This is a genomic window from Cellulophaga sp. RHA_52 (assembly GCF_007827205.1).
Taxonomy (GTDB): Bacteria; Bacteroidota; Bacteroidia; order Flavobacteriales; family Flavobacteriaceae; genus Cellulophaga; species Cellulophaga lytica.
In genome coordinates this window covers 2,634,944-2,646,850 of sequence record NZ_VIRZ01000001.1, presented here as the reverse complement: position 1 = coordinate 2,646,850, position 11,907 = coordinate 2,634,944, and the positions used below count along the sequence as shown (strand labels likewise).

The window sequence follows — 11,907 nt, the reverse complement described above, 5'->3', positions numbered from 1 at the left end:
TTATACGCATATAAAGTTTAAAGAGGTATAATATTAAAAAAGTATTCTATTTTTAGCTTAATGAAACCTACCCTAACCACCCTTCTCTATCTAAACTACGGTATTGTATAGCCTCAGAAATATGATCACCCAAAATAGCCTCTGAACCCGCTAAATCGGATATTGTTCTTGCTACTTTTAAAATTCTGTCATACGCTCTAGCAGATAAGTTTAAGCGCTCCATAGCTGTTTTTAATAATTCTTTAGACGGTGTATCTAAAACACAATACTCTCGTATTTGTTTGGTATTCATTTGTGCGTTGTAGTGTATGTTTTCTAAGGCTTCAAAACGTTTTGTTTGTACTTCTCTTGCTGCAGTAACACGTTTTCTAATCTCTACGCTACTTTCTCCTTTACGCTCTTCTGATAGTTTTTCAAAAGGAACGGGAGTAACTTCTATATGTATATCTATACGATCTAATAACGGACCTGATATTTTGCTTAAATACCGTTGCATTTCTGCAGGTGAAGATGTTACAGGAGCATCCGGATCATTAAAATAACCACCCGGACTAGGATTCATACTTGCAACTAACATAAAACTACTTGGGTAGGTTACTGTAAAACGTGCTCTAGCAATGGTTACCTCTCTATCTTCAATTGGTTGACGCATAACCTCTAGCACTTTACGCTCAAACTCAGGAAGCTCATCTAAGAAAAGAACTCCGTTATGCGATAAAGATATTTCACCCGGTTGCGGGTAACTTCCACCGCCTACTAAAGCAGCAGAGCTAATGGTGTGGTGCGGATTTCTAAACGGACGTTGGTTCATTAGTCCGGCATTTTTAATTTTACCTACTACACTGTGTATTTTTGTGGTTTCTAAAGCCTCGTGCAGGGTCATTGGAGGTAAAATAGAAGGTAAACGCTTAGCTAACATTGTTTTTCCTGCTCCAGGAGGACCAATTAATATAATGTTGTGTCCGCCAGCTGCTGCAATTTCCATACTACGTTTAATACTTTCTTGGCCTTTTACATCAGAAAAATCGAACTCAGGAAAATCTAAACTTTTATAAAACTCTGTTCTAGTATCTACAATAGTTTGCTCTAAAGGAACATCTTTATCAAAAAAGTCTATTACTTCTGTAATTTTTTCTATACCATACACTTTTAAGCCAGACACAATTGCAGCTTCTTTTACATTTTGTTTAGGTAAAATAAACCCTTCAAAACCTTCTTCTTGAGCCTTTATTGCAATGGGTAAAGCACCAGTTATGGGTTGTAAACTACCATCTAAGGAAATTTCACCCATAATTAAATACTTTTCTATATTGTCTGATTTTATTTGTCCGGATGCACTTAAAATTCCTAATGCTAAAGTTAAATCATACGCAGAACCTTCTTTACGTAGGTCTGCGGGAGCCATATTTATAGTTATTTTTTTTCCAGGAATTTTGTAACCATTATTCTGCAAAGCTGCAGCAATTCTGTAGTTACTTTCTTTTATTGCATTATCTGGCAAACCTACTAAATGGTAGCCAATACCTTTGTTAATATTAACTTCTACTGTAATAGTTGTAGCCTCTACACCAAATACAGCACTACCAAAAACCTTTGTAAGCATTAATTATTTATTTTTCTTAAAAGTAAGAAAAATATTCTAAAAGTTAACGTTTGTTTATATTTTGGTGAATTTATAAAGAGTATATCTACTCTACCCTTGCATGTGGCTTAAAAACCAATAACGATTTTTTAGTTGCTATAATTTCCTCTTTATTCATCATCATTTTACGAAACTCGCCATTTAAGTACATTTGAGCCTGATCGTTATAATGAGAGCTAAACGGACTACCAGATTGCCCTGTAGGTAGTATGCTTATGCTATTTTCTATATCAGAAAAATCTATTACCCTACGTGTTGATGGTCCTGAGGTTACTTTATAAATACTATCTTCACTATAGGTAAAACCCATATTATTTATAACTTCTTTAGTGCCATTCACAGGAAAAGGGCCAACATTAAAGTACTTGCGTAACGTTTTTACCTTACCTATAGGGTGCTCATGCTCTAATGTATGTATTTTTCCCCAAGTCCAAGCTTCTGTATTTTCTCCAAATTGATTTTTTAATGACAATAGCGCATCTGTTAATGACAACTGAAAAATATCATCTGAAGTCTCTACCTTAGTAGTTGTTACATTATCCCACCAAATTGATGAGCTATTGCTTACCATTGGTGCAATTAATCTTTTATGAAAATGTGTTGTAAGCAACTGGTTAAAAAGTTCTTCACCTAACTCATCTTTAAAGGTATTTTTAAGCATATAAAACACCCAGCGTTGGTATAAGCTAGACTCTACACTGTTTACCGTAGCGCTTCCATCCCAATTGGTTAGTTGGTCTAATAATTTAATAGCATTAATATCTAACTTACTAATATCAATATTTTTAGCCATATTAGTAACAATGGTTGGGTCTACAGCAGAAGTAACATCTGTAATCATTTTAGAAACCGACACTTTATCCCAATCATTTTTAGGCCTTAGCAACTGCTCTATACGTTTAGCCCTGTTTTCTGGCAAATAGTATCCCGGAAAAAACCTTCCGTTTATAGTGTCTGGTTGGTTGTTTGCAGAATACACAAATTCCCAAGGCGGATTTTCTGCGTGCGGATTTTCAGAAAAATCTAAAAACTCACCACGTTCTTGTATACCATTTGTTCCGTTTAAAATTAATTTGGTATTAGTACTATCTGGCATTTTATACAACTTAGCTGTTGCCCACCAAGCTACATTGCCTTCTGCGTCTCCGTACATTATATTTAAACCTGGAGCGTGTAAATCTCTTAAATGACGTTTAAAAGTACCCATAGACTCTGAGTGAGACATACCATACAATGCACTTAAAAGTTTATTTTCTACTTGGGTAAAAATCCAAGATATTGCAACCGGTTTTTCTCCTGTTACGCTAGTTGCTATGCCGTTTAAAACTGCACCGTGTCTGGTAGATTTTACCGTAAATTTTACATCATCCTCACCTTTTACCTTAATTATTTTATGCTTGTAATTGTATTTTCTCCAACCATTTTCTGTTTTATACTGTGTAGTATCTTTTGGGTTGGTTTCTTCATAATAAAAATCAACATCATCATTCTCAAACATTGTTAAACCATAGGCTAACTGTCTGTTGTGTGCCAATAAAGGAAAAGGAACACCTGCTAAGTGATACCCATACTTTTTATACGTTGGTGTGCTTAAATGAGCTTCATACCAAACGGTTGGTTGAGAAAAACCAATATGTGGATCGTTTGCTAAAATTACAGCTTTGTTTTTTGTTTTTTGGGGCGATAAAACCCAACTATTACTTCCCTCAAACAAAGGTATTGGTAGGTTTTTAAATGTAGAAGCTAATTTGCTAGCCAAATTAAGTTGTAAAGTATCTTTTAATGGGTCGTAATTTTCTATAAGTGTAGAAGATGGTTCTGTTGTAATTGATAAATCTTTTAAATAAGCACTACCAAGCTTGCTCTTTATAGTACTAAGTAATGGATCTGTTTTGTGCGCCATTGCAAAGCTAAATGCCATATACCCAATAGTATTATGTATGTCTTTTAGGGTAAAAGGGCGTTTATCTACACCTGTTAAGTAAAATTCTACTGGAGTTGGACCTTCTTCCTGAAACTGGTTAACACCATCTAAATAAGCTTCTGCAAGCTTTACATAGTCACTATTAGGATCTAAGTTAGCTACCGTTTCCTTAGAGTAATCATCTATACCTAACGATAAAAAAAGCTTGTCTGTTTCTACTAAGTCTTTTCCAAAAATCTCTGATAATTCACCAGGACCAATTCTCCTTAGTAATTCCATTTGCCACAACCTATCTTGTGCGTGTACATAACCTAATGCGCGTATAGCATCTTTTTCTGTAGCGCCATAAATATGAGGAATTCCGTAATTGTCATAATAGACATCTACTTGGTTAGATAAATTTTTTAAATCTTTTTCTCCTTCATACTCAGGAGTTAAAGAATAAATAAACATACAAAAAGCTAAAAATAACAAGCCTAAAACCGGAATAATTATTTTTAGTATCTTCTTTAAGCGGCGCATAATAGGTTGTTTGCCTAAAGGTAGAATTAAATTTTAAAAAAGAAAACCTATTTTACTGCTATAATTAAAAAAAAGAACATCATTGCTACAAAATACTGATTTTAAGAATATTAGTGCAATCAGTATTAACTTTAAACCTATTGTCTGCACGTTTGCCAACTACCCAAACTATGTTAGACTCCGAGCATAGTAACCACTGCTCTTCTTTTGCTACAACGCTTAATTTAATGTCTTTATAAAATTTACTAAGCTTTTTTTTACCATTTTGTCCAAACGGATAAAAAACATCTCCTTCTTCACGTTTACGCAAAACTAAAGGAAACTTTAATTTAGACTTATCTACATAAATAGTGGTGTAATTGGTAATTCCTATTTCAGATACATTTTGAAAATGCAATTTTATAGGATAACTTATAGTTTCTTGGTCTTTGTTCACCAAATACACATCAGAATTTGCCTCTTTAAGCTCCTGTAATAGTAAATTTTCTCTGTTTTTAACCAACCTATGTGTTCTAGACAAAACTTGTTTACCGCTCATTGCCGTTAGTAAATTAGCAACATCTTGCCATTCTGTAAATCCATAGCTACTAAACAATGCATACAAATAGGTTTTTAAGGGTTTGTAGGTTAATAATTTAGAAACAGAAACCTCTATAACGCCATTTTTACGTACAAATAATTTATTTTTAAGAAGTTTAATGTAATCCTCCGCTAAAACAGAAGTTTCTTGCAAATAGTCTTGTGTATTATTAAAATTCTGTAAAAATGTTGGATGCAATTCTTTTAATTCTGGTACAATTTTATGTCTTATTCTGTTTCTTAAATATTTGGTTTCTTTATTGCTTTTATCTTCTCGCCACTTAATATTGTTTTGCTTAGCAAAATCTTCTATCTCATCACGAGTAAAAGGCAATAATGGCCTAGCCAATGCACTAGTTTTTGATGGTATACCCAACAAACCACCTACACCAGTACCACGAGATAAATTAATTAAAAAGGTTTCTAAATTATCATCTGCTTGATGACCTGTTAACACGGTTTCTAGATTGTTTTCTTTAACTAATTTAGCAAACCAAGAATACCTTAAATCTCTTGCTGCCATTTGAATAGAAACCTTATTTTTAGCAACATAACCAACTGTATTAAAATTAGTTATGTATATTTTTTTTTGTAATTGTAGTGCCAGTTGACGAACAAATTCTTCATCTGCATCACTAGCTGCATCACGCAATTTAAAGTTACAATGCGCTATAGAAAAATCTAACTGCAATGCTGCACACAAATGTGCTAACACAACACTATCTACACCACCGCTACAAGCTACCAAAAACGGGCGTTGCAGTAACAGTGGAAAATGGGCTTTAATATGATTTTTAAATTCTTTTAGCACGTTACAAATGTAACTAAAGTTTAAGATATTTTACCTTCTAAAACCTGTCTCATTGCTTTTGCCTTAAGTAAGCACTCCTCATACTCCTTTTCTGGACTGGCTTTTGCTGTTATAGCACCACCAACAGAAAACGACACGTATTTTTCTGTGTCATTATACAAAATACTACGTATAACTACATTAAAATCAAAATCTTGCTCCGGTGTAATATACCCAACGGTACCACTGTACAAGCCTCTTTTTGTAGCTTCTAACTCTTCTATAATTTGCATTGCAGAGACCTTAGGAGCACCGGTCATACTCCCCATAGGAAAAGTCTCTTTTATAATATCTACTACATTTTTATCATTTTCAACAGTTGAAGTAATAGTTGAAATCATTTGATGTACTTGATTGTAAGTGTATACTTTGCATAATTCTTCTACTTCCACACTTCCTTTCACAGCACTCTTAGACAAATCATTACGTACCAAGTCTACAATCATTATATTTTCTGCACGTTCTTTTTCATCTTTGCCTAAATTAATCCGTAAATTTTTGTCTTCAATTTTGTTAGCAGATCTTTTTGAAGTTCCCTTAATTGGCTGAGAAATTACCTTTGTACCTTCTTTTTTTATGTAACGCTCTGGTGATGCAGAAGCTAAATATTTATCATTTAATTTAAAGAAAACAGAAAATGGTGCTTTAGATATTTTATTTAATTGTAAGTAAGTTTCTAACGGATTAATAGCAGTGTTTTCTGCATAAAACTCTTGGCAAAAATTGGCTTCATATATATCTCCTCTGTGTATTTTTTGAAGCATTTTACCTACTCTATTAAAATAATCGTCCTTAAAGATTCTCATTTTAATATGTATGTTCTTTTCTTCTTGTTTTTGTTTTACTTTTAGGTTGATTTTGGTAATTTCTTCGTAATCTGATTCTAGCTCATCATCAACCATATTTAAATATAAAAAATGAGCAGTATTCCCTTGTAATTGTATTATTTTTTTAGGCTGAAAAAAGTACAATTCAGGAAAATGCAGTCCGTCAAAATTTGCAGATTTTAATTGCTCTGTGGTATTCTTTAAGTCGTACGTTAAATAACCAAAAATCCAATCTTTGGTTTCTGTTTGGTAAGTTTTTAAATCGTCAAAAGCATTAAAACTGTCTGTAGACAAGGCCGTTAATGCATCTACAGCTAACATTCCGTCAAAAGAACTGTATTTGTTTTCATGCAAGTTACTGTCTAACCAAACAACCTCGTAAAATTGCTGACTCCAAACAAGTAATTGGTTTTTAAATACCTGAACATCATCAACCGTAAAAGAAAAAGATTTGCGCAATGGTATGGTTTATAATTTAGCTAAAAATTGATCTACAACTGCCTGGTATTCGGTCTTTAAATTAGTTGCTACAAAAACATCTTCTTTAAAATTATCATAAAAAGAAGGCAACGAAAAGCTAGCAACTATTTCTGCTCCAAAGCGTGGCAATACGCCTTTTGCTTGTTCCATTGCACTAATTGCGCCTCTTTTACCAGGAGAGGTTGAAAGTAAAAGTACTTTTTTACCTTCTAAAAAATTACGATCTAGCCTAGAAAGCCAGTCTATTAAATTTTTAAAAAAAGAAGACAACCCACTATTGTGCTCATTTACTGCTATTACTAAAGCATCTGCACTTGCAATTGCGCTATTTACATTTTTTAGTTCTGTAGAAAAACCATCATTTTTTTCTGCATCTTCACTATACATAGGAATGTTAACCTTAGACATATCTAACAACGTAACTGCGTTATCACCTAAAACACTAGCAGTAAATGTTGCTAATTTATAGTTTATAGATGTGCTACTGTTACTTCCGGCAAAAGCTAAAATATTACTCATTTTAAATAGTTTTTAACGAAAATACCGTAAATAACAATCATTTGCGAGCATTTTAGCTAATTTTGCAGACGAAAATAATAAAACCAACTGTAAAACAAGCACATAGCTTTTTTATAACCACCAATGGAGAAGAAAACCAATAGATTATACTTTATAGACGCTATGCGTGCTTGGGCTATTTTAATGATGTTACAAGGTCATTTTATAGACGGATTACTAGATTTTGAATACCGAGACAAAACCATTTTACCTTATGCTATTTGGAGCTATTTTAGAGGAATGACAGCTCCTGTTTTCTTTACTGTATCCGGTTTTATATTTACATATTTGCTGGTTAAAGGAGATAAAATTGGTTTAAAAAATCCGCGTGTTAAAAAAGGAATTAAACGTGGATTACAACTAATTTTAATAGGTTATTTACTTAGAATGAACCTGTTTAGCGTGCTTTTTGCAGAGCTGTACGACTCTTTTTATTATGTAGATGTATTGCATTGTATAGGCTTTTCTATTTTAGGTATTATAGCATTGTATTTGCTTACCAGTAAAACTAAACCAATTGTGTTTGCTACTATTTTACTTAGCATAACATTACTATTATTTTTATATGAACCTAGTTATGATAAACTACCACACACCTATTTACCAAAAGCCATAGCAAATTATATTACCAAACTATACGGTTCTGTATTTACCATTATTCCTTGGTTTGGGTATGCTACTTTTGGTGCGTTTATGGCTATGTTATTTACCAAATTCAAAAACCACAAGCATTTATACCTAAATGCTATACTTATTTGTACAACTTTAGGGTTGTTTTTAATTTTTGGATCATCACCATTGTTTGCATTTATTTGTGATGTTACAGGCAATAACTTTTTATATGCAGTATACACTAACAACTACTTGTTTATTAGGCTTGGAGACGTACTTATTATTTTTTCTTTATTTATGATGTTGCGCTCTTTTTTAACCAATAAAGTTGTTTTAAGGATAGGGCAAAACACCTTAGCCATTTACGTTATACATTTTATTATTTTATATGGTAGTTTTACTGGACTTGGAATTTACCACTACTTAAAATATTCTTTACTCCCAGCAACAGCCATAATTGGAGCTATTTTATTTATGATTAGTTGTACTTATTTAGCTTTATTGTATGATACTTATGAAGATAAAATAAAAGCTACACTGCAGAAGATAAAGTTTGGAGCCTTAAAGCTATTTAGACTAGCTAAAAATTGACATTTGCTATTTTTTGATGCTTAGTTTTGCGCTATGTTTACGGCCAAATAACTATAAAATGAGCAACGAAAAAAAATACTCACCAATAAAGGTAGAATTAGAAAAAGATAAAAATTACGGCTGGTGTACTTGTGCACACAGTAGCAACCAACCATTTTGTGATGGTTCTCATAAAGCACATAACGCAACACCATCTATGCGTTTTTCTGTAGAAGAAACAAAAACATACAATATGTGTACTTGTAAATTAACTAGTAATCCTCCTTTTTGTGACGGATCTCACAAGTAGTAATCTACACAGCATCAATACTAAAAGTCCTTATGTAAAATTCATAAGGACTTTTTTTAGGTTTTGTACGTATGTTAATACAAAACAGTATAGCGCAAAATCTACAAATTACATAGATTTGCAAACAGACATTAACATTACAAATGAAAAACACTACAACCATTTACAATGCTGTATTGGCAATTGCTGGTAGCGACTCTGGCGGTTGTGCCGGTATACAAGCAGATATAAAAAGCATTAGCGCTAACGGCGGTTTTGCTACAACAGCAATAACAGCTATTACAGCACAAAATACACTTAGGGTAAACGCTATTTATCCAATACCAACAGTTGAAATTAAAAACCAAATAGCAGCAGTATTAACTGATATTAATATTGGAGCTATTAAAATAGGAATGTTACAGTCTACCCAAATTATAAAAACTGTAACAGACTCCTTAAGGGCATATAACAATATACCAGTAGTTTTAGATCCTGTTATGGTAGCATCATCTGGTCATAATTTACTGGATAATTCTGCCTTGGAAGCCTTAAAATTGCTTTTACCAATGGCTACATTAATAACACCTAATATACCAGAAGCTCTAGTTTTATTAAATATTGATACTATTTCTCCTGAAAATATGCCAGAAATGGCTAAAAAAATAGGAAAAACCTATAAAACATCTGTTTTACTTAAAGGCGGACATTTAGAAAACTGTACCTCTTTAATGGATGTTTTATATGTGTATGATACAGAAAGCTTGCATAATTTTTCTAAGACACAAATAGATACAAAAAACACTCACGGTACAGGTTGCACCTTATCTTCTGCCATAGCAACGCATATAGCTTTGGGCTGCACACTTAAAGATGCTGTACAAAAAGGAATAACATATACACACCAGGCTATTGTTGCTGGTAAACGAAAAGAACTTGGTCAAGGTAACGGACCAGTAAATCATTTTTACAAACTGTATTAAATAAAAAAGGCTGCTCTAGTGAGCAGCCTTTTTAAAATTTATAAAATAGAAACCTTAAACGTGTAAAGCTCTATCTCCTGTAGCCGCCAAAGCAGCCTCTTTAATAGCTTCTGTAAATGTTGGGTGCGCATGAGACATTCTAGATACATCTTCTGCACTAGCTCTGTACTCCATAGCAACAACAGCTTCAGCAATCATATCTGCAGCACGTGCACCAACCATATGTACACCTAAAATTTCGTCTGTATTTTTATCTGCAAGTACTTTTACAAATCCGTCTAAATCCATACTAGCTCTAGATCTACCTAAAGCTCGCATAGGAAACTGACCAACTTTATACTCAACACCAGCTTCTTTTAATTCCTCTTCTGTTTTACCAACAGCAGCAACCTCTGGCCAAGTGTATACTACACCAGGAATTAAGTTGTAATTAATATGTGGTTTTTGACCCGCAATAGTTTCTGCAACAAATGTACCTTCTTCTTCTGCTTTATGTGCTAACATAGCACCTTTAACCACATCACCAATAGCATAAATATTAGAAACATTAGTTTGTAAATGCTCATTAACATCTACCAAACCTCTGTCTGTTAACTTTACACCAGCAGCTTCTGCATTTAAACCATCTGTATATGCATGACGACCAACAGCTACCAAACAGTAATCTCCTGTAAAAGTAACTTCTTCGCCTTTTTTATTATCTGCTTTAACTATAACTTCATCTCCTTTACGCTCTACAGATTTTACCTTGTGAGACAAGTTCATTTTAAACTTCTGTTTCTTTAAAACTTTGTTTAATTCTTTAGACACGCCTTTATCCATAGTTGGTACAATACGGTCCATATACTCAACAACAGATACTTCTGCTCCTAATCTTTTGTATACTTGCCCTAACTCCAAACCAATAACTCCACCACCAATAATAATAAGGTGTTTTGGCACTTCTTTAAGTTTTAAAGCTTCTGTAGAAGTTATAACACGCTCTTTATCTAACTTAATAAAAGGCAAGGTAGATGGTTTACTACCAGTTGCTATAATTGTATGTTTAGCTTCAATTTCTGTAGTTTCTTCACCAGCTATAGAAATGTGTGTAGCGTCTTTAAAAGAACCAGTACCTACGTAAACATCAATATTATTTTTTTTCATTAAAAAATCAACTCCACCAGTAGTTTGGTCTACAACGGCTTGCTTACGAGAAATCATTTTCTCTAAATTGATTTTAATTTCGCCAGGAATATCAATTCCGTGCTCTTCAAAATGCTTTACGGCATCTTCATAATGATGAGAAGAGTCTAACAACGCCTTAGAAGGAATACAGCCTACATTTAAACATGTACCACCTAAAGTTGAATATTTCTCTATTATTGCTGTTTTCATTCCTAATTGTGCGCAACGTATAGCTGCAACATACCCTCCAGGACCTGAGCCTATTACGGCAACATCATATGAATTCATATATTTTTCTTTGATTAAAGTTGTAAAATTAGCACTATTTTTTGTGGATAGGAAATTATAATACATTCCTATTTTTATTATAACAAATTTTTAGCGTTTACTATGTAAAAACACATATGCTAAACGCCAACTTCTATAGCTGTAGTATGTTTAACTTCATTTATTACAAAAGAACTTTGTGTACTACCAATGTGGTTTAATACTGTTAGCTTAGTTACCATAAAATCTCTAAAAGCCTCCATATTTTCTACGTATACTTTTAAAATATAATCGTAATCTCCACTAACATGGTAACATTCTCCTACTTCTTTTAACTTTTGCACCTCTTTTTCAAATTGCATTAAAAACTCTTTAGAATGCTGTATTAATTTAATATGACAGAGCACTACAAAAGAACGTTTTACTGTTTTTTTATCAACTAAAGCTACATATTTTGTAATAATACCTGTGCGCTCTAAACGCTTAATACGCTCATAAACAGCAGTAACAGACAAATTTAAGTGCAATGCATATTCTTTAGTTGTTTTTTTACAGTCGTTTTGCAAAAGTGCCAACAACTTAATATCTGTTTCATCAAAACTTGCCATTTTTTCTTAAGATTAAAGTAATTATGATT

10 protein-coding genes are annotated in these 11,907 nt (G+C 32.9%); 3 read left to right on the top strand and 7 right to left on the bottom strand.

The genetic code is table 11. The features are described from left to right. Positions 1-67 precede the first annotated feature (67 nt). The 5 genes from JM80_RS11695 to JM80_RS11675 all read right to left on the bottom strand — a co-directional run bounded on the left by JM80_RS11695 (position 68) and on the right by JM80_RS11675 (position 7,343). The gene (locus JM80_RS11695) at positions 68-1,603 is read right to left on the bottom strand and encodes a YifB family Mg chelatase-like AAA ATPase (protein WP_144710261.1); all 1,536 of its coding nucleotides are present in this window, start codon (positions 1,601-1,603) and stop codon (positions 68-70) included. A gap of 85 nt (positions 1,604-1,688) precedes the next feature. Further along, positions 1,689-4,088, bottom strand: a complete 2,400-nt coding sequence (locus tag JM80_RS11690) for a penicillin acylase family protein (protein WP_144710259.1) — start codon at positions 4,086-4,088, stop codon at positions 1,689-1,691. 85 nt (positions 4,089-4,173) lie between these two features. Continuing rightward, on the bottom strand, positions 4,174-5,478 hold the full coding sequence (gene tilS / locus JM80_RS11685) for a tRNA lysidine(34) synthetase TilS (RefSeq protein ID WP_144710257.1): 1,305 nt from the start codon (positions 5,476-5,478) through the stop codon (positions 4,174-4,176). Positions 5,479-5,498: 20 nt separating this feature from the next. Next, positions 5,499-6,803 (bottom strand): aminodeoxychorismate synthase component I, encoded by a 1,305-nt coding sequence (pabB, locus tag JM80_RS11680; protein ID WP_144710255.1) that lies wholly within the window; start codon positions 6,801-6,803, stop codon positions 5,499-5,501. Positions 6,804-6,812: 9 nt separating this feature from the next. Next, positions 6,813-7,343 carry an NADPH-dependent FMN reductase gene (locus JM80_RS11675; protein WP_144710253.1) on the bottom strand — a complete coding sequence of 177 codons (531 nt, stop codon included), beginning with the start codon at positions 7,341-7,343 and terminating at the stop codon, positions 6,813-6,815. A 123-nt stretch (positions 7,344-7,466) separates the two neighbouring features. On the opposite strand from JM80_RS11675, the gene JM80_RS11670 reads away from it, so the two are divergent. From JM80_RS11670 to thiD, 3 genes are all read left to right on the top strand, one after another. Continuing rightward, a complete protein-coding gene (locus JM80_RS11670; protein WP_144710251.1) occupies positions 7,467-8,585 on the top strand; it encodes a heparan-alpha-glucosaminide N-acetyltransferase domain-containing protein in 1,119 nt (372 codons plus the stop codon). Between the two features lie 58 nt (positions 8,586-8,643). Next, positions 8,644-8,874, top strand: a complete 231-nt coding sequence (locus JM80_RS11665) for a CDGSH iron-sulfur domain-containing protein (RefSeq protein ID WP_013622581.1) — start codon at positions 8,644-8,646, stop codon at positions 8,872-8,874. A gap of 143 nt (positions 8,875-9,017) precedes the next feature. Then, positions 9,018-9,836, top strand: a complete 819-nt coding sequence (gene thiD / locus JM80_RS11660) for a bifunctional hydroxymethylpyrimidine kinase/phosphomethylpyrimidine kinase (protein ID WP_144710249.1) — start codon at positions 9,018-9,020, stop codon at positions 9,834-9,836. A gap of 54 nt (positions 9,837-9,890) precedes the next feature. Here thiD and lpdA read toward each other — a convergent pair whose 3' ends face one another. Together lpdA and JM80_RS11650 are read right to left on the bottom strand one after the other, a co-directional pair. Beyond that, positions 9,891-11,291: a dihydrolipoyl dehydrogenase gene (lpdA, locus tag JM80_RS11655; RefSeq protein WP_034646639.1), complete on the bottom strand. Its 1,401-nt coding sequence runs from the start codon at positions 11,289-11,291 to the stop codon at positions 9,891-9,893. 119 nt (positions 11,292-11,410) lie between these two features. After that, entirely contained in the window at positions 11,411-11,878 is a 468-nt protein-coding gene (locus JM80_RS11650) for an Lrp/AsnC family transcriptional regulator (RefSeq protein WP_013622584.1), read from the bottom strand. Between the last annotated feature and the right edge of the window lie 29 nt (positions 11,879-11,907).

Bases quoted from the DNA above. Each gene is read 5' to 3' on its own strand.
- JM80_RS11695 (WP_144710261.1), bottom strand. From the start codon at position 1,603: ATGCTTACAAAGGTTTTTGGTAGTGCTGTATTTGGTGTAGAGGCTACA.
- JM80_RS11690 (WP_144710259.1), bottom strand. From the start codon at position 4,088: ATGCGCCGCTTAAAGAAGATACTAAAAATAATTATTCCGGTTTTAGGC.
- JM80_RS11675 (WP_144710253.1), bottom strand. From the start codon at position 7,343: ATGAGTAATATTTTAGCTTTTGCCGGAAGTAACAGTAGCACATCTATA.
- JM80_RS11670 (WP_144710251.1), top strand. From the start codon at position 7,467: ATGGAGAAGAAAACCAATAGATTATACTTTATAGACGCTATGCGTGCT.
- JM80_RS11665 (WP_013622581.1), top strand. From the start codon at position 8,644: ATGAGCAACGAAAAAAAATACTCACCAATAAAGGTAGAATTAGAAAAA.
- thiD (WP_144710249.1), top strand. From the start codon at position 9,018: ATGAAAAACACTACAACCATTTACAATGCTGTATTGGCAATTGCTGGT.
- lpdA (WP_034646639.1), bottom strand. From the start codon at position 11,291: ATGAATTCATATGATGTTGCCGTAATAGGCTCAGGTCCTGGAGGGTAT.
- JM80_RS11650 (WP_013622584.1), bottom strand. From the start codon at position 11,878: ATGGCAAGTTTTGATGAAACAGATATTAAGTTGTTGGCACTTTTGCAA.